A 16,702-nucleotide genomic window follows, 5' to 3' on the forward strand; every position below is an offset into this window, starting at 1 on the left:
TTCTCCACCTACGCCACCTGGTGGATCCGCCAGGCCATCACCCGCGCCATGGCCGACCAGGCCCGCACCATCCGCATCCCGGTGCACATGGTCGAAGTGATCAACAAGCTGGGTCGGATCCAGCGCGAGCTGCTCCAGGACCTGGGCCGCGAGCCCACCCCGGAGGAGCTGGCCAAGGAGATGGACATCACACCGGAGAAGGTGCTGGAGATCCAGCAGTACGCCCGGGAGCCCATCTCGCTCGACCAGACCATCGGTGACGAGGGCGACAGTCAGCTCGGCGACTTCATCGAGGACTCCGAGGCCGTCGTGGCGGTCGACGCGGTCTCCTTCTCGCTGCTGCAGGACCAGCTTCAGCAGGTGCTCCAGACGTTGTCCGAGCGTGAGGCGGGCGTGGTACGCCTGCGGTTCGGCCTGACCGACGGCCAACCGCGCACCCTGGACGAGATCGGTCAGGTCTACGGCGTGACCCGCGAGCGCATCCGGCAGATCGAGTCCAAGACGATGTCCAAGCTGCGGCATCCGTCGCGTTCCCAGGTGCTCCGCGACTACCTCGACTGATCAGCGCCCGTCAACCGATCGTGTCGTTTTGACCACCTGGCGTGCAACGCCAGATGGTGATCGAGCGGTTGCACGAATGTGATCGTTGACGTGGCACCCTGGGTGCACGGCACACTGTCCGTGCCATGTGTGACCTCGGTCCCCCGCGGGCACACAGGGAAGGCGAGGCCCGACAAGGGTGTTGCACGATAGGTGACCAAGACCGAAGAGAGTGTTCATCGGTGACGACCAGAGGAGGAAGGCGATGACCCCGACCCTCACGCCGCCGCCCGAGACGGTGAGCCCCCCGGCCGCCGATGAACGGTGCGACCGCTGCAATGCCGCCGGCAAGCTCCGGATCACCCTCGCGGGTGGCAGTGAGCTGGTGTTCTGTGGGCACCACGCCAACAAGTACGCCGAGGATCTCGTGAAGATCACCGTGCGGTACGCGACGGACCCGGAGTTCACCTGGCGCGGCGCCGACCTGATGGCGAACTGAGACCCACAACCCGACCCAGCCGGCCGGAGACATCCTGAGGATGTCTCCGGCCGGCTTTTGCGTACTCCCCACCCACCTTGGGTTGATCAAGGATTTTGCGTCGCGACACGCCGGTGAGCGGGACGCCGCCTGATCAACGCGGCAGGGGTGGGAATGGGGTTAGAGGGTCTGGACGGTGGCTATGCGTTCTTCGAGTTGTTCGATGGTGGCTTGGGCGCTGGGGGGACCGCCGCAGAGGCGGCGCAGCTCGGCGTGGATCTTGCCGTGGGGCTGGCCGGTGCGGTGGTGCTGGGCCGCCACCAGGGCGTTGAGCTGGCGCCGGAGCGCCACCCGACGCTGAGCGGCGTTCATCGGTGCCGGTGGGGCCGCCGGTGCCGCCGATTCGGATGTCCGGTCGCTGGCCCGACGCCGCCGCGCGGCCAACTGCTCGGCCTGCCGCTTGGACAGCAGCGCGGCCACCTGCTCGGAGGTGAGCAGCCCCGGCAGGCCGAGGTACTCCTCCTCCTCGGGCGTGCCGGCCTGGGCGGCCGTGCCGAAGGAGGCACCGTCGAAGATCACCTGGTCCAGTTCGGCGGTGGCGGAGAGCGCGGCAAAACGCTTCTCCAGCTCGCCGCTGGCCTGGTCGTCGCGCTGGGCCCGCTCCAGCAGGTCGTCGTCGAAGCCCTCCCGGTCGGACGGCTTGCCGAGCACGTGGTCCCGCTCGGTCTCCATCTCGCTGGCCAGCCCGAGCAGGTGCGGCACGCTGGGCAGGAAGACCGATGCGGTCTCCCCCGGCTGGCGGGCCCGGACGAACCGGCCGATCGCCTGCGCGAAGTACAGCGGCGTACTGGCGCTGGTGGCGTAGACGCCGACGGCCAGTCGGGGGATGTCGACGCCCTCGGACACCATTCGCACCGCGACCAGCCATCGCTGCTCGGACGCCGCGAACGTCGCGATCCGGGCCGAGGCCCCCGCGTCGTCGGAGAGCACCACGGCCGCCTTCTCCCCCGTCACCTGCTCGATGAGCTTGGCGTACGAGCGGGCCGTCTGCTGGTCGGTGGCAATGACCAGGCCACCCGCGTCGGGCATGCCCGCCGCCCGCAGCACGGTCAGCCGGGCGTCGGCGGCCCGCAGCACCTGCGGCATCCAGTCGCCGGCCGGGTCCAGGGCGGTACGCCAGGCCTGGGCGACGAGGTCCTGCGTCATCGGCTCGCCCAGCCGGGCCGCCAACTCCTCCCCGGCGTTGGTACGCCACCGCGTCTCCCCCGAGTACGCCAGGAACAGCACCGGCCGCACCACGCCGTCGCGCAGCGCGTCGGCGTACCCGTACACCGAGTCGGCCCGGGAGCGCAGCAGTCCGTCACCGCCCCGCTCGTAGCTGACGAACGGGATGGGGTTGTCGTCGGAGCGGAACGGGGTGCCGGTCAGCATCAACCGGCGTACCGCGGGCTCGAAGGCCGCCTTCACCCCGTCGCCCCAGGTGCGGGAGTCGCCAGCGTGGTGGATCTCGTCCAGGATGACCAGCGTGCGCCGGGTCATGGTCCGCCGCCGGTGTACCTGCGGCGCCATCCCGACCTGGGCGTAGGTGACCACGGCACCGTGGAAGTCCGCCGAGGAGTGCAGGTCGGCGTTGCGGAACGCGGCGTCGAGCTGGATGCCGACCCGGGCCGCCGAGTCCGCCCACTGGGCCTTCAGGTGCTCGGTCGGCGCGACCACGGTGACCGCCTCGACGGTGCCGTCGGCGAGCAGCTCGGCGGCGATCCGGAGGGCGAAGGTGGTCTTGCCGGCGCCGGGCGTGGCGACCGCGGTGAAGTCCTCGCCACGGCGGCGCAGGTACTCCACCAGAGCCTTGCGCTGCCAGGCACGTAGGGGCGGAAACGTCTCGAGCGCCGGCATCCGGGCTGCCACGCGTTGGCTCCTCTCCGACCGCACGATGTCCCGACCGCACGTTGTCCCGACTGGCGGACCCGGGCCGGGGGGCACGGTAGCCGCCCCACGAAAACGCCTCCGCGCAGAAAGCCGCGAAGGCCGACTCAGCATAACCAGGACCCGCCGTGGCGCCCACGCGACGCCACACGAGTCAGGCGGTGCCCTTCACCACTGACGCCCTTCGCAACCTGAGCCGCGCGGCACCCCGCCTGCCGGCCCGACGGACCGCACGGGAAGGTGCGAAGGGTTCACTCCGGTGGCGGGCCGGGCGTGCCGGTGCGTGGCGGGCGCAGCGTGGCCACCGGGGCCGACCAGCGCCGACGCAGCGCCACCAGGCGTCCGCCGAAGATCAGCACCGCCGCGGCGGTCAGCGGGATCGGCCCGGTCTGCCCCAGGCCGTACAGGACCGCGACCACGATCGAGCCGGCGAGCGCCGCGACGGCGTAGATCTCCCGCCGTAGCACCACCGGTATCTCGCCGGTGAGCAGGTCGCGGACGAGCCCGCCACCGATCGCGGTGAGCATGCCGATCAGACAGGCGCCGACCGCCGGCACCTGGGCATCCAGGGCCTTGAGGGTGCCGGTGACGGTGAACAGGCCGAGCCCGGCCGCGTCCAGCACCAGCACGGTGGTGCGCAGCCGGGCCAGTTGCGGGTGCAGCCAGAAGATCGCCCCGGCGGTCACGGCGGCGGTGGTCGCGTAACGCCAGTCGGCGAAGGCCAGCGGCGGAACCTTGCCGATCACCAGGTCTCGGACGATCCCGCCACCGAGGGCGGCGACGAAGCCGACGAAGACGACGCCGAACAGGTCGAGCCGCTTGGCCACCGCCGCGGAGGCCCCCGAGGCGGCGAACACCGCGACCCCGGCCAGGTCGGCCAGGAGCAGGGCGGTGGAGGTGGTCACCGCCGCAGGCTACGCCGCAGGCGCGGGATCACTCGCGGTACGAGTCGTAGATCTCCTTGCACTTCGGGCAGACCGGCGAACCCGGTTTGGGCGACTTGGTGACCGGAAATGTCTCTCCGCACAGCGCCACGACGAAGGTGCCCATGACGGCACTTTCGGCAATCTTTTCCTTCCGGACGTAGTGGAACATCTCCGGACCGGTGTCGGCGTCCTTCAGCTCGGGACGCTCGAGGACCTGTGTGCTCACGTCTGCACCTCCAACCGACAAGTTTGGCAGGTCACCCTGGCCTGGTCCACCTGAGGTGAGCCGGGTGGCGAGCGTACGGTGGGCGACTGTGACCGACTTTCACCTTCGCTACGGCACCGAGGTGGCCCGCGCGCTGCGCGAGCACCGTCCGGTGGTCGCCCTGGAGAGCACCATCGTCTCGCATGGCCTGCCCCGGCCGGACAACCTGCGGGTGGCCCGGCAGATCGAGCAGGCGGTCCGCGACGCGGGGGCGGTGCCGGCCACCATCGGCATGGTCGCCGGTGAACTCGTGGTGGGCCTCGACGATGCCGAGCTGACCCGGTTGGCCACCGCGGACGGCGTGACCAAACTCTCCGTACGTGATCTCGCGGTGGCCGCCGCGACCGGCGCGGACGGCGCCACCACCGTGGCCGCGACCAGCGCGGTGGCTGCCGCCGCCGGCATCGGCGTGTTCGCCACCGGCGGCCTGGGCGGGGTGCACCGCGAGGCCGCGCAGACCTTCGACGAGTCAGCCGACCTGGTCACCCTGGCCCGGACCCCGATCGCGGTGGTCTGCGCCGGGGTCAAGTCGATCCTCGACGTGGGCGCGACGCTGGAGCGCCTGGAGACCCTCGGGGTGGCCGTGGTCGGCTACCGCACCCGCCGGTTCCCGGGTTTCTTCATCACCGACGGCGGCTTCGACCTGGACTGGTCGGTCGACTCGCCGGAGCTGGTCGCCGACGCGCTGGCCGCCCGCGAGCAGCACGGCGTGCACCACGGCGGGCTGATCGTCGCCAACCCGCTGCCCGTCGACGAGCAGCTCGACCCGGGCCTGCACGACCGCACGCTCGCCGATGGGCTGGCCCTGCTGGAGCGCGACGGGGTGAGCGGCAAGGCCGTGACGCCGTACCTGCTGGCCCACTTCCACTCCGCCACGCAGGGCGCGAGCCTGGCGGTCAACGTCCGGATCATCCTGCGCAACGCCGACCTCGCCGCCCGGATCGCGGTCGCCGCCGCCAGCCGCCGCGGCGCCGCACCGGCGTGACCGGACGGCGCGAGCGAAGCGAGGCGGCAGCCCGAGGCGGCGCCGGCCGGGTCCTGGTCGTCGGCGATGTGATCACTGATGTGGTGGCGGTGCTGGGCGCTCCGCCGGCAGCCGGTTCGGACACCCCGGCGGCGATCCAGTTCTCCGGGGGCGGGCAGGCCGCCAACACCGCCTCCTGGCTCGCCGCGCAGGGCGTGCCGGTGACCCTGGTCGGCGCGGTCGGTGACGACGCCGCGGGACGGGACCGGACGGCGGAGCTGACCGCCGCCGGGGTCGACTGCGCGGTGGACCGGATCGCCGGCTGCGCCACCGGTACCGTGATCGTGCTGGCCGCCGGCGACGAGCGCACCATGATCACCGAGCGTGGCGCGAACGTGCGGCTGCGCCCCGAACACGTCGACGCGGCGCTGGCCGGCCCGCCGGACGCGACCCACCTGCACCTGTCCGGGTACACCCTGCTGGACGCGGACTCCCGCCCGGCCGGCCTACGCGCGCTGGCCGTCGCCCGCGAGCGTGGCCTGACCATCAGCGTCGACGCCGCCTCGGCGGTGCCGCTGCGCGCGGCCGGGGCGGCGGCGTTCCTGTCCTGGGTCCGCGAGGTCGACCTGCTGCTGGTGAACACCGACGAGGCGACCGTGCTGGCCGGCGGGCTCGATCCGGCGGCCCAGGGGCGGGCGCTGGTCGCCGCGGCCCGGCGGGTGGTGGTCAAGCGGGGTGGTGCCGGCGCGACCTGGGTCGACCGGAACGGCACGGTCGCCGCGTCGCCGGCCCGCCGGGTGGCGGTGGTCGACGTGACCGGCGCCGGGGACGCCTTCGCGGCCGGGCTGCTGGCCGCCTGGCTGGCCGGGGCGACGCCGGAGGCCGCCCTGGACCGGGCCACCGACCTCGGCGCGTCGGCGGTCTCCCAGATCGGCGCCCGGCCGGCCGGCTGAGCCACCCGCCGGTCTTCGGCGGCCGGCCCGTCGGCCCGGACCGGGTTGGTTGCCCAGCCAGCCCGGCCCGTCCGTCAGGGCTCGGCGTCGATGACCTTGTGGGGCCGCTCCTCGGCGGTGAGGCTCATCGGCGGGGCGTCCGCCTCCGGCCGCGGCCGGTACCGGCCGGCCAGCCGGTGCCGGTCCTTCGGCGGCCGGTCGTTGGCCAGCAGCACCGCGAGCCACGGGATGAGCACCATGCCCAGCGCGACCAGGGGCAGCCAGAGCCAGAGCAGGGGTGCCTTCGCACCGACCAGGATCGCGCCGACGATGACGCACGCCACCCGGACGCCCATCATCGCGACGTATCGCCGTTGCCGGCTGGTCAGCTGGTCGTCCTGGCTGCGCGAGGCATCGGTGATGAGGATCGGCTGGTACGCCTGACGCTTCACCGTGGTACCTCCTCGGGGGTCGCCCCCATCCTGTCACTCCGACCGGGCGGGCGACGAGGTTCGCCGCCGCCAAGCTTCGTGTTACGTACGTGGTACGCTCGCCCCGTGGGCAGCAGGTTCAGCTTCACCGACGAGGCGCTGGCCAACCTGAGGGTCTACGACGTCACGCCGGGGGAAGTCTGGGAGGCGCTGCACAGCAGCCGACGAGTCATCCGCCACCTGGGTGACGACGTGATGGTGGTCTACGCCACCACCGCTCGCGGGCGCCGGGTGGCCGTGCTGCTCGCCGAGGCCGACGGGACCGACAACGACTGGGACATCCTCTCCGCCTGCGAGCTGAGCGACGTCGAGGCCAAACGCTACGACGAGGCCGTGCGGAGATCTCCGGAGACGAGGAGGCGGTGACGATGAACCGTCACGACGCGACCAAGCAGTTCCACAGCGGCGGTGACCGGCTCGCCGAGTTGATCGACGAGAGCCGCCCGGTGGAGCTGCCCACCCCGGACAGCGACACCCCGATGGTCAGCCGCTCGGTCCGGTTGCCGCTGGAGACCTACGAACGGGTCCGTGCGGCCGCGGACGCCCGGGGCATCGGCGTGACGACCCTGATGCGGCAGTGGATCGAGGCTGGCCTCGCCGACCTGGACGACTCCACCACCGTCTCGCTGGCCGACGTCCGGCGGGCCCTGGCCTCCCTGGCCCACCCGAGCGCCGCCTGACAACCACCGCCCCTGGCCGGCGACGTCAATTCAGTCGCCGGCGGCCTTTGCCTTCGCCGCCGCCTTCATCTGCTGCTTGTACTCCCGGACCAGGCGCAGCGACTCGGCGTCGGTGACATCGGCGACGGATCGGTGGGCCTCCGGGTCGCCGTAGCCGCCGGCCGCCTCCTGCCAGCCCGGGGGCCGCACCCCGAACCGCTTGGCGAGCAGGGCGAGGAAGATCTGCGCCTTCTGTCGACCAAACCCGGGCAGGGCGGCGATCCGCGCGAGCAACTCGCGGCCGTCCGCCGGATCGGCCCAGAGCCGGGCGGCGTCACCGTCGTAGCGCTCGACGAGCACCCGGCACACCTCCTGGACCCGGGCCGCCATCGCCTTGGGAAACCGGTGCAGCGCCGGCGGCTGGGCGAAGAGCGCCACCAGGGCCTCCGGGTCGTACCCGGCGAGTTCCCGGGCGTCCAGGTCGTGGCCGAGTCGCTGGGCCAGCACGTACGGCGAGGAGAACGCCTTCTCCATCGAGACTTGTTGGTCAAGAACCATCCCCACCAACAGAGCCAGCGGGCTGCGCGCCAGCAGCTGGTTCGCCTCCGGGTCGATGGGCAGCGCGAGAGTCATGCCTCCATCCTGCCCCCACGTCAGGCCAAGGACGTGATCCAACACCCATCCCGGTTCACTGTGAGGTTAGGCTGTGCTAACTTCTCCGGCGTTGGTCGTTCCTGACCCGGAAGAAGAGGTCCACCGTGCTCGTCACCCGCCGCACCACCAGCGTGCTGCTCGCCGCCGGCCTACTCACCTTCGGCCTGGCCGCCTGCGGATCCGGCGACGAGGACGCCGCCGATCCCGGCAAGCCGGACGACAAACAGATCACCGTCTACAGCGGGCGCAACGAACAGCTGGTCAAGCCGCTGCTGGAGAAGTTCACCGAGCAGACCGGCATCACCGTGAAGCCGCGCTACGCCACAACCGCGCAGCTCGCCGCGCAGCTGATCGAGGAGGGCGACAAGTCCCCCGCCGACGTGTTCTTCGCCCAGGACGCCGGCGCGCTGGGCACCGTCGCCAAGCGCGGCATGTTCAGCACCCTGCCCGAGGCGACCACGGCGAAGGCGCCGCCGACCTACCGCGCCGGCAACGGCCAGTGGGTCGGCCTGAGCGCCCGCGCCCGGGTGCTGGCGTACAACCCGGATCTGGTTTCGGCCGACCAGCTGCCGAAGTCGGTGTTCGACCTGACCGGACCGGAGTGGAAGGGCAAGGTCGGGGTCGCCCCGACCAACGCCTCGTTCCAGGCGTTCGTGACCGCGATCCGGGTGCAGCACGGCGACGCCAAGGCCGAGGAGTTCCTGGCCGGGCTCAAGGCCAACGACCCGCAGATCCGCGACGGCAACGTCAAGATCGTCGAGGACGTGAACAGCGGCATCGTCCCGGTCGGCCTGGTCAACCACTACTACCTGGGCGAGGTCGCCAAGGAGCAGGGCACCACCCCGGACGCGCTCAAGGTCAAGCTGCACTTCTTCCCCGGCGGCGACACCGGCGCCCTGGTCAACGTGGCCGGCCTGGGCGTGCTCAACCGTTCCGCCACCGACCCGGACGTGCAGAAGTTCGTGGACTTCATGCTCGGCACCGAGGCCCAGACGTACTTCGCCGAGCAGACCTTCGAGTACCCGGTGGTCGCCGGCGTGCACGGCCCGGCGTACGTGCCGCCGCTGGCCGACCTGGCGGTGCCGGACATCGACCTGAACGACCTGGACACGCTGGACGCCACCGTGGCCATGATCAAGAACTCGGGGCTGGTCCCCTGACCGCTCCGACGACCACCGCAGGGCCGACCCGCACCGGGTCGGCCCTGTCCGGCGTACCCGGCCGGCTGCGCCGGCTGGCACCGAGGCCCACGCTGCTCGCGGCCTCGACCGCCGCGGTGGCCGTCGCCCTGATCCCGCTGGCCTACCTCGCGGTACGCACCGCCGAGGCGGGCTGGGACCGGATCGCCGAGGAGCTGTGGTCCGAGCGGGTCGGGCTGCTCGCCCTGCGCAGCCTCGGGCTGGCCGCGGTGGTCACCACGGGCTGCGTGCTGCTCGGCGTCGGCACCGCGTTCCTGGTCACCCGCACCGACCTGCCCGGCCGCCGGGCCTTCGCCGTGCTGGCCGCGCTGCCGCTGGCGGTGCCCACCTACATCGCCGCCTTCGCCTGGGTCTCCGCGATGCCCCGGCTGGAGGGGTTCTGGCCGGCCGCGCTGGTGCTCACCCTCTGCTCCTACCCGTACGTGCTGCTGCCGGTCGCGGCCGCGCTGCGCGGCGCGGACCCGGCCCAGGAGGAGGTGTCCCGGTCGCTGGGCCGCAGCGGCTGGCAGACCTTCACCTCGGTGACGCTGCGGCAGATCCGCCCGGCCACCGCCGCCGGCGCGCTGCTGGTCGCCCTCTACGTGCTGTCCGACTTCGGCGCGGTCTCCATCCTGCGGGCCGACACCTTCACCCGGGCCATCTTCGTCGCCTTCGACATGGGCTTCGACCGCACCGGAGCGCTGGTGCTCTCCAGCGTGCTGGTGGCGCTGACCGTGCTGCTGCTGGCCGGCGAGACCGCGACCCGCCGGCGCGGCGCCCGGTACGCCCGGCTCGGCGGCACCCGACGGCCCGCGCCGCGACTGCCGCTCGGGGCGGCCCGCTGGCCGGTCCTGGCGGCGCTGCTCGGCGTCGCCGGGCTCGCGCTCGGCGTGCCGGCGGTCAGCCTGGGACGGCGCCTCGCGGCCGGGGTGTCCCGCCCGGGGGCGCTGCCCGAGGTGCTCGCCGCGGCCGGGAACTCGTTGACCGTCTCGCTGGCCGGGGCCGCGCTGACCATGCTGCTGGCGCTGCCCCTGGGCCTGCTCGCGGCGCGGGCGCCGGGCCCGCTCACCACCGTGCTGGACCGGCTGGCCTACCTGGCCCACGCCCTGCCCGGGGTGGTGATCGGGCTCTCGCTGATCTTCTTCGGCATCAACGTCGCGTACCCGCTCTACCAGACCCGGTGGCTGCTGGCCCTGGCGTACGCCACGCTGTTCCTGCCGTTGGCGGTCGGTGCGGTGGCCGGTGCGGCCGCCCAGTCCCCCGCCGGGCTGGAGGAAGTGGCCCGCTCGCTCGGCCGAGGGCCGTGGAGCGTGCTAAGGACGGTGACCCTGCCGTTGACCCTGCCGGGCATCGGCGCGGGGGCCGCGCTGGTCTTCCTCACCGGCATGAAGGAACTACCCGCTACCCTGCTGCTGCGCCCCACCGGCACGGACACCCTGGCCACCGAGCTGTGGACCAGTACGGCCGTCGGTGCGTACGCGGCGGCGGCACCCTACGCCGCGCTACTGGTGGCGATCTCGGCACTGCCCACCTGGCTGCTGGTCGCCCGCAGCGGGTTGCTCGACAAGGAGGACGGGACATGAGCGAGCGTCAGCGAGCGAATCGGCAACGCAGCGCGGAAAACGCTCAGGCCGACGCCGAGCGGAGCGAGGTGGCGGCATGAGCGACGTCGTGTTCAGCGGCGTGGTCAAGCGGTACGGGCGGGTCACCGCCCTGGCCGGGGTGGATCTCGCGGTACCGTCCGGCCAGCTGACCGCTGTGCTCGGCCCCTCCGGGTGCGGCAAGACGACGCTGCTGCGCTGCCTGGCCGGCTTCGAGCGGCTCGACGCGGGCGAGATCCACATCGACGGCACCCGGGTCGCGGGCGGCGGCCGGCACCTGCCGACGCACCGACGCCGGATCGCGGTGGTACCCCAGGAGGGGGCGCTCTTCCCGCACCTGAGCGTGGCGGACAACGTCGGCTACGGCCTGGACCGGGCCGCCCGCCGCTCCGACCGGGTCGAGGAGGTGCTGGCCCTGGTCGGGCTCGCCGGTTACGGCGAGCGGATGCCGCACCAGCTCTCCGGCGGGCAGCAGCAGCGGGTCGCGGTGGCCCGCGCCCTGGCGCCCCGGCCGTCGGTGGTGCTGCTGGACGAGCCGTTCAGCGCCCTCGACGCGGGGCTGCGCGCGGGGCTGCGGCACGACGTACGCGAGGCGCTGAGCGCCGACGGCGCGACCGGCGTGCTGGTCACCCACGACCAGGGCGAGGCGCTGTCGGTGGCCGACAAGGTGGTCGTGCTGCGCGACGGGCGGGTGGTCCAGGCCGCCGCGCCCACCACGGTCTACCGGGAGCCGGCCGACCCGTGGGTGGCCGGCTTCGTCGGCGACGCCGTGCTGCTGCCGGCGATCGCCGAACACGGCGCCGCCCGCACCGCGCTGGGCGTCGTCCCGGTCACCGGGGCCGTGGCCGACGGCCCGGTCACCGTGCTGGTCCGCCCCGAGCAGGTCCGCTTCGCCGCCGGCCCGGGCGGGGTCACCGCGACCGTCCTGCGGCACGACTTCCACGGCCACGACGCGCTGATCGGGCTCCGGCTGGCCGACGGCACCCGGATCACCGCCCGGATCCTCGACGGCGATGCCGCCGTGCCGCTGGGTGGTGAGGTGACGGTGCACGTGGACGGGGCGGCGCGGGCCTTCCCGGCGGACGACGTCTCCGGCCGCCCGGCCCTTGCCCTGGCGAACTGACCCGGAACACGAAGCGGCCCGGCGGATCGGGTCGAGCCGTCCGCCGGGCCGGTTCACGTCATGGTCAGTTGACCACGAACAGCAGGCGGTTCGGCGAGCCGGTGCCGGGGCTGGTCACCACGCCGGTGGTGGCGTTGTTGATCAGGTAGGTCTTGACCTGCGCCGGCGTCCAGGACGGGTTGGCCGACAGGACGAGGGCGGCGGCCCCGGCCACGTGCGGCGAGGCCATCGAGGTGCCGCTGATCGTGTTGGTCGCGGTGTTGCTGGTGTGCCAGTCCGACGTGATGCTGCTGCCCGGCGCGAAGATGTGCACGCACGAGCCGTAGTTGGAGAAGGACGACCGGGCGTCGGTGCTGGTCGTCGAACCGACGGTGATCGCGGTCGAGGTACGGGCCGGCGAGTAGTTGCAGGCGTTGGCGTTGGAGTTACCCGCCGCCACGGCGTAGCTGACGCCCGAGGCGATCGAGTTGGCCACCGCGTTGTCGATGGAGCTGCTGGCCCCGCCGCCGAGGCTCATGTTCGCCACGGCCGGCTTCACCGCGTTGGCGGTCACCCAGTTCACGCCGTTGACCACGCTGGTGGTGGTGCCGCCGCCGGAGCAGTTGAGCACCTTCACCGCGACCAGGCGGACCTGCTTGGCCACGCCGTAGGTCGTGCCGCCGACGGTGCCGGCGACGTGGGTGCCGTGGCCGTTGCAGTCGGTGTTGTTGGTGTCGATCGTGTTGGTGCCCCAGGTGGCCCGGCCGCCGAAGTCGTTGTGGGTGGTCCGGATGCCGGTGTCGATGATGTAGGCCCGCACGTTCGAGGCCGTGTTCGGGTAGGTGAAGGTGGCGCTGAGCGGCCGGTTCCGCTGGTCGATGCGGTCCAGGCCCCAGGTCGGGTTGTTCTGGGTCGCCTGGATGGTGACCACCTGGTCCTGCTCGACGTAGGCAACCGCCGGGTTGGCCGCGAGCCGGGCCGCCTGGGCTGCGGTCATCTTGGCGGCGAAGCCGGTCAGCGCCGCGCTGTACACGTCGGAGACACTGCCCCCGTACCGCTTCACCAGCGAACTGGCCCGGTCCGGCACTGCGGTGCGGGCCGCCGAGGTGCCGGCGGCGCCGACCGCGTCGGTGCGCAGGACGACGAGGTAGCTTCCGCTGATCGCGTTCGACGCGCCGGCGCCGCGGATCTCGCCGGTGGGCGCGGCGAGCGCGGGGGTGACGCTGGCCGCGGAGACGGCCGCCGCGGTGGCGACGACGGCGAACGCCCGAATGAAGCGCCGTCGCGCGGTGGACTCTGAGGACATCGTCTGCCTCCCTTGCCTGGGCGGCCGACCGGGCTTCTGGCCGGACGGTCCGCCCCTCGGATTGAGTTGCAGGAGATGCTAGCGTTTGATCGATAGATATGACAGAGATGTTCGTCGATTGGTTGAGAATGTCACGGGCGGCCGCACCCGGGCCCGGCGCCACCAGGCAGGATGACGGGTGTGGACGGACACGACATGCTGCTCTCCCCCGCCGGCGTCGAGGCACTGCGGACCGCCCTGACCCGGGCCGCGTTCACCGCCAACGGCATCGCCCTGCGACTCGGCCCGCAGGCCACCGGCGGGGTGGCCCGCAACGACTTCCGGGCCGCCCTGCGCGCCACGGCCGACCGGGACCCGCTCGCCACCCTGATCCGGGTCTTCATCTGCGAGCAGACCGAGCCGGAGGCCGCCGTGGCGGCCGCGCTGGCGCCACTGTCGATCACCGAGGCGCTCGACGCGGGGCTGGTCGAACGGCACGGTGACGGGCTGCGAATGGGGCTCGACCTGGAACCGTACGGCGACGAGTGGTGGGTGCTCGCGGACGTGCCGGCCAGCGCCCGCCCCGGCCGCCCGCTGCACGCCGAGCACGTCCTGGGCATCGGCGGGGCGACCCAGACCATGATCGGTGCCGCCATCCGACAGCCGGTGGAGAGCGCCCTCGATCTGGGCACCGGATCGGGCGTACAGGCGCTGCACCTCGGCACCCACGCGCGGCGGGTCACCGCCACCGATCTCTCGCAGCGCGCGCTGCGCTTCGCCGCCACCACCGCCGCGCTCAACGGCCAGGACTGGGAGCTGCTGCAGGGCGACATGGTGGCGCCGGTCGCCGGCCGCCGCTTCGACCTGGTGGTGAGCAACCCACCCTTCGTGGTCGGGCCGGGCACCACCACGCACGTCTACCGCGACTCCGGGCGAGTCGGCGACGCGATCGGCGCCGAGCTGGCCGCCGCCGCGCCCGGGCTGCTCACCGAGGGCGGCACCATGCAGTACCTCGCCAACTGGGTGCACGTGACCGGCGAGGACTGGGGCGAGCGGGTGGCCGGCTGGTTCGCCGGCACCGGCCTGGACGCCTGGGTGATCCAGCGCGAGGTCGCCGACCCGATGGCGTACGTCAACCTGTGGCTGACCGACGTCGGCGAGGCCGCCGACCCGCAGCGCATGGCCGACTGGCTGGACTGGTTCGACGCGCACAAGGTGGAGGCGATCGGCTTCGGCATCGTCTCGCTGCGCCGGGCCGGCCACGACGACCCGGCCCTGCGGGTGGAGGACCTGCGCCAGCGGGTGGAGGCGCCGATGGGCGACCGGATCGCCGCCTGGTTCGACCGGCAGAGCTGGCTGCACGGGCGCGACACCGAAGGGCTGCTGGCCGCGCGCTACCGCGCCGCCGACGGGCTCCGGCTGCACCAGGAGGCCACCATGGGCCCCGACGGCTGGGGAGTGGACCGGCAGGTCCTCACCATGCCGCACGGGCTGCGCTGGACCGAGGAAATCGACCCGCTGGTGCTGGCCCTGGTGGGTGGGGCCGACGGGGCGCTGCCGCTGCGCGACCAGCTCGCGCTGCTCGCCGTCGCGCACGACGTGACCGTGGACGAGCTGGCCGAGGCAGCCGGACCGATCGTGGCGCACCTGGTCGAACGAGGCTTCGTCGAGCCGGTGGCGGCCTGATGCGGGCGGTGGTGCAGACGGTCGGTCGGGCCAGCGTCACGGTCGACGGCGAGGTGGTGGGCGCGATCTCCGACGGGCTGCTGGTGCTGGTCGGGGTGACCCACACCGACACCGTCGAGACCGCCCGTACGTTGGCCCGCAAGGTGCACGAGCTGCGGATCCTGGACGACGAGCGGTCCGCGGCCGACACCGACGCGCCGATCCTGGTGGTCAGCCAGTTCACCCTCTACGGCGACGCCCGCAAGGGCCGCCGCCCGAGCTGGACCGCGGCGGCGCCGGCCGAGGTGGCCGAACCGCTGGTCGAGGCGGTGGTCGAGGCGCTGCGGCAACGCGGCGCCACGGTCCACACCGGCCGGTTCCGTACGCACATGCTGGTGGAGAGCGTCAACATCGGCCCTCGCACCCTCCTCCTCGACCTCTGACCCGCCCCACCCCGCCGTGCTCGCAGTCAGCTGAAGAGGCCGCGCCGGTGCAGGGACTGGCGCAGCCAGGCGTCGAGTTGGGCGGCCCAGTCGGTCTGCTCGACCGAGGCGTAGTCGACGGTGAACCGGCCGAAGGCGTCCCCGCCCGAGGTGAACAGGCCACCGCGCTTGTCCAGCTCCAGCACCACCTGCATCTGCCGGGGGTCGGCGATGAAGGTGACCTCCAGCTGGTTCATCCTGCCGGCGTACTGCGGGGCGGGGTAGAACTCGATTTCCTGGTAGAACGGCAGCGTCTGGTGGACGCCGTAGATGTGCCCCCGTTCCACGTCGGCCCGGGCGAACCGGAAGCCGAGCCGCAGCAGCGCCTCCAACAGGCGTTCCTGGGCCGGCAGCGGGTGCACCGCGACCGCGTCCAGGTCACCCTTGTCGACCGCGCGGGCCACCTCCAACTCCGTACGCAGTCCCATGGTCATCCCGTGCAGATGCTGCCCGTACAGCTCGGTCACCGGGGTCTCCCAGGGCACGTCGAACCGGAACGGGACGTCGTACCGCTGCCCCGCCTCCAGCCGGAACGCGCCGGTGACGTGCTGCCGGTGGAACTCCTGGTTGGTCACGTACTCGTTGTCGCCGCTCTCCACCTCGACCCGGGTGAGCAGCCCCAGTGCCAGGTACGAGACGTCCACTCCGTGGTCGCCTCCGGTCACCGCGATGGTGCCCTCCAACTGGCCGCCCGGACGGCAGTTCGGGTTTGCCAGGACCGTCTCCACCGACGGGCCGCCGACCCCCATCGCCTGCATGAGCCGCTTGAAGACCACACTTGCTCCCATCGCTTGATCGCCCGTTTCACCCGCCGGGACGGGCCACGCCGGCGCGGTGGCCGACCGCTGGCACGGTAACCGGATCCGACAAGCCGAACCGGCCGAACCAGCCGAACCGCCGCGCGGACCCGACCCACCCGCCGGCCTGCATCACCGAACGTGTTGGCGTGCCATCACCGACCGTGTCGACCGGCCCGGTGGTTCCCGCTCGATAGACGAAAGGCTGTCGGGTCCCCGATCGCCTCACTCCCGTTTTACGCCCCAACCGCCAAGCTGTGTGTCACCGGCAGGCACTCGGCCGGGGGGCGACACGGTACGGACGTGGACACGGGGAGTGACGAAGATGGCCATGCAGATGATGGAGCACCGGATGCGCGCCGGCACCGAGACCGAGCACGGCGCCGACACCCTGACCGACCTGGACGCCACCGATGAGCGCGGCGTCTCCACGGACCTGGTCCGGGCATACCTGAACGGAATCGGCCGGACGAAGCTGCTCACCGCGGCCGAGGAGGTCGACCTGGCGAAGCGGATCGAGGCCGGGCTGTTCGCCGAGGAGAAGCTGGCCACCTGCACCCCGGTCTCGGCCGAGTTGCGCGCCGACCTGGAACTGGTCGCGCGGCAGGGTCGGGCCGCGAAGAACCACCTGCTGGAGGCCAACCTCCGGCTGGTGGTGAGCATCGCCAAGCGGTACACGGGCCGCGGCATGGCCTTCCTCGACCTCATCCAGGAAGGCAACCTCGGCCTCATCCGCGCCGTCGAGAAATTCGACTAC

19 protein-coding genes are annotated in these 16,702 nt (G+C 72.6%); 12 read left to right on the forward strand and 7 right to left on the reverse strand.

From position 1 onward, the window contains the following. Positions 1-561: sigma-70 family RNA polymerase sigma factor (locus tag AB0M52_RS15295; protein ID WP_363953585.1), on the forward strand; the 561-nt coding region annotated here is incomplete at its 5' end. Positions 562-805: 244 nt separating this feature from the next. Then, entirely contained in the window at positions 806-1,039 is a 234-nt protein-coding gene (locus AB0M52_RS15300) for a hypothetical protein (protein ID WP_093410327.1), read from the forward strand. A 159-nt stretch (positions 1,040-1,198) separates the two neighbouring features. Here the strand turns inward: AB0M52_RS15300 and AB0M52_RS15305 are convergent, their stop codons facing one another. From AB0M52_RS15305 to AB0M52_RS15315, 3 genes are all read right to left on the reverse strand, one after another. After that, positions 1,199-2,926 (reverse strand): DEAD/DEAH box helicase, encoded by a 1,728-nt coding sequence (locus AB0M52_RS15305; RefSeq protein WP_363953587.1) that lies wholly within the window; start codon positions 2,924-2,926, stop codon positions 1,199-1,201. A 269-nt stretch (positions 2,927-3,195) separates the two neighbouring features. Continuing rightward, positions 3,196-3,849 carry a trimeric intracellular cation channel family protein gene (locus AB0M52_RS15310; protein WP_363953589.1) on the reverse strand — a complete coding sequence of 218 codons (654 nt, stop codon included), beginning with the start codon at positions 3,847-3,849 and terminating at the stop codon, positions 3,196-3,198. 28 nt (positions 3,850-3,877) lie between these two features. Continuing rightward, on the reverse strand, positions 3,878-4,096 hold the full coding sequence (locus AB0M52_RS15315; RefSeq protein WP_137778123.1) for a DUF3039 domain-containing protein: 219 nt from the start codon (positions 4,094-4,096) through the stop codon (positions 3,878-3,880). 88 nt (positions 4,097-4,184) lie between these two features. Here AB0M52_RS15315 and AB0M52_RS15320 point away from each other — a divergent pair, with 88 nt between their 5' ends. Both AB0M52_RS15320 and AB0M52_RS15325 read left to right on the forward strand, forming a co-directional pair. Further along, on the forward strand, positions 4,185-5,120 hold the full coding sequence (locus AB0M52_RS15320) for a pseudouridine-5'-phosphate glycosidase (protein WP_363953591.1): 936 nt from the start codon (positions 4,185-4,187) through the stop codon (positions 5,118-5,120). Next, positions 5,117-6,052 (forward strand): PfkB family carbohydrate kinase, encoded by a 936-nt coding sequence (locus AB0M52_RS15325; RefSeq protein ID WP_363953592.1) that lies wholly within the window; start codon positions 5,117-5,119, stop codon positions 6,050-6,052. Before AB0M52_RS15320 ends, AB0M52_RS15325 begins: the two co-directional genes overlap by 4 nt. A gap of 74 nt (positions 6,053-6,126) precedes the next feature. Here AB0M52_RS15325 and AB0M52_RS15330 read toward each other — a convergent pair whose 3' ends face one another. Next, on the reverse strand, positions 6,127-6,483 hold the full coding sequence (locus AB0M52_RS15330; protein WP_363953593.1) for a DUF3099 domain-containing protein: 357 nt from the start codon (positions 6,481-6,483) through the stop codon (positions 6,127-6,129). 105 nt (positions 6,484-6,588) lie between these two features. On the opposite strand from AB0M52_RS15330, the gene AB0M52_RS15335 reads away from it, so the two are divergent. Continuing rightward, positions 6,589-6,888, forward strand: a complete 300-nt coding sequence (locus AB0M52_RS15335) for a hypothetical protein (RefSeq protein ID WP_363953595.1) — start codon at positions 6,589-6,591, stop codon at positions 6,886-6,888. 2 nt (positions 6,889-6,890) lie between these two features. Then, positions 6,891-7,202, forward strand: coding sequence for a hypothetical protein (locus tag AB0M52_RS15340; protein WP_363953597.1), 312 nt, complete (start codon positions 6,891-6,893; stop codon positions 7,200-7,202). 30 nt (positions 7,203-7,232) lie between these two features. On the opposite strand, the gene AB0M52_RS15345 is transcribed toward AB0M52_RS15340, so the two are convergent. Then, positions 7,233-7,814: an HhH-GPD-type base excision DNA repair protein gene (locus AB0M52_RS15345; protein WP_363953599.1), complete on the reverse strand. Its 582-nt coding sequence runs from the start codon at positions 7,812-7,814 to the stop codon at positions 7,233-7,235. Positions 7,815-7,939: 125 nt separating this feature from the next. Between AB0M52_RS15345 and AB0M52_RS15350 the strand changes: the two genes are divergently transcribed. The 3 genes from AB0M52_RS15350 to AB0M52_RS15360 all read left to right on the forward strand — a co-directional run bounded on the left by AB0M52_RS15350 (position 7,940) and on the right by AB0M52_RS15360 (position 11,737). Continuing rightward, positions 7,940-8,995: an iron ABC transporter substrate-binding protein gene (locus tag AB0M52_RS15350; protein WP_363953601.1), complete on the forward strand. Its 1,056-nt coding sequence runs from the start codon at positions 7,940-7,942 to the stop codon at positions 8,993-8,995. Positions 8,996-9,060: 65 nt separating this feature from the next. Then, positions 9,061-10,596 (forward strand): iron ABC transporter permease, encoded by a 1,536-nt coding sequence (locus tag AB0M52_RS15355; protein WP_363953610.1) that lies wholly within the window; start codon positions 9,061-9,063, stop codon positions 10,594-10,596. A gap of 76 nt (positions 10,597-10,672) precedes the next feature. Continuing rightward, positions 10,673-11,737: an ABC transporter ATP-binding protein gene (locus AB0M52_RS15360; protein WP_363953602.1), complete on the forward strand. Its 1,065-nt coding sequence runs from the start codon at positions 10,673-10,675 to the stop codon at positions 11,735-11,737. Positions 11,738-11,801: 64 nt separating this feature from the next. Here the strand turns inward: AB0M52_RS15360 and AB0M52_RS15365 are convergent, their stop codons facing one another. Beyond that, positions 11,802-13,022 (reverse strand): S8 family peptidase, encoded by a 1,221-nt coding sequence (locus AB0M52_RS15365; protein WP_363953604.1) that lies wholly within the window; start codon positions 13,020-13,022, stop codon positions 11,802-11,804. A 180-nt stretch (positions 13,023-13,202) separates the two neighbouring features. Here AB0M52_RS15365 and AB0M52_RS15370 point away from each other — a divergent pair, with 180 nt between their 5' ends. After that, on the forward strand, positions 13,203-14,687 hold the full coding sequence (locus tag AB0M52_RS15370) for a methyltransferase (RefSeq protein WP_363953606.1): 1,485 nt from the start codon (positions 13,203-13,205) through the stop codon (positions 14,685-14,687). Beyond that, the gene (gene dtd / locus AB0M52_RS15375; RefSeq protein WP_363953608.1) at positions 14,687-15,109 is read left to right on the forward strand and encodes a D-aminoacyl-tRNA deacylase; all 423 of its coding nucleotides are present in this window, start codon (positions 14,687-14,689) and stop codon (positions 15,107-15,109) included. Before AB0M52_RS15370 ends, dtd begins: the two co-directional genes overlap by 1 nt. Positions 15,110-15,135: 26 nt before the next feature. Here the strand turns inward: dtd and AB0M52_RS15380 are convergent, their stop codons facing one another. Continuing rightward, positions 15,136-15,924, reverse strand: a complete 789-nt coding sequence (locus AB0M52_RS15380) for a sporulation protein (RefSeq protein WP_363953612.1) — start codon at positions 15,922-15,924, stop codon at positions 15,136-15,138. Positions 15,925-16,282: 358 nt separating this feature from the next. Between AB0M52_RS15380 and AB0M52_RS15385 the strand changes: the two genes are divergently transcribed. After that, positions 16,283-16,702: sigma-70 factor domain-containing protein (locus AB0M52_RS15385; protein WP_363953614.1), on the forward strand; the 420-nt coding region annotated here is incomplete at its 3' end.

It is taken from the genome of Micromonospora sp. NPDC051296, assembly GCF_040682255.1.
GTDB lineage: Bacteria > Actinomycetota > Actinomycetes > Mycobacteriales > Micromonosporaceae > Micromonospora > Micromonospora craterilacus.

Bases quoted from the DNA above. Each gene is read 5' to 3' on its own strand.
- dtd (WP_363953608.1), top strand. From the start codon at position 14,687: ATGCGGGCGGTGGTGCAGACGGTCGGTCGGGCCAGCGTCACGGTCGAC.
- AB0M52_RS15345 (WP_363953599.1), bottom strand. From the start codon at position 7,814: ATGACTCTCGCGCTGCCCATCGACCCGGAGGCGAACCAGCTGCTGGCG.
- AB0M52_RS15300 (WP_093410327.1), top strand. From the start codon at position 806: ATGACCCCGACCCTCACGCCGCCGCCCGAGACGGTGAGCCCCCCGGCC.
- AB0M52_RS15360 (WP_363953602.1), top strand. From the start codon at position 10,673: ATGAGCGACGTCGTGTTCAGCGGCGTGGTCAAGCGGTACGGGCGGGTC.
- AB0M52_RS15340 (WP_363953597.1), top strand. From the start codon at position 6,891: ATGAACCGTCACGACGCGACCAAGCAGTTCCACAGCGGCGGTGACCGG.
- AB0M52_RS15365 (WP_363953604.1), bottom strand. From the start codon at position 13,022: ATGTCCTCAGAGTCCACCGCGCGACGGCGCTTCATTCGGGCGTTCGCC.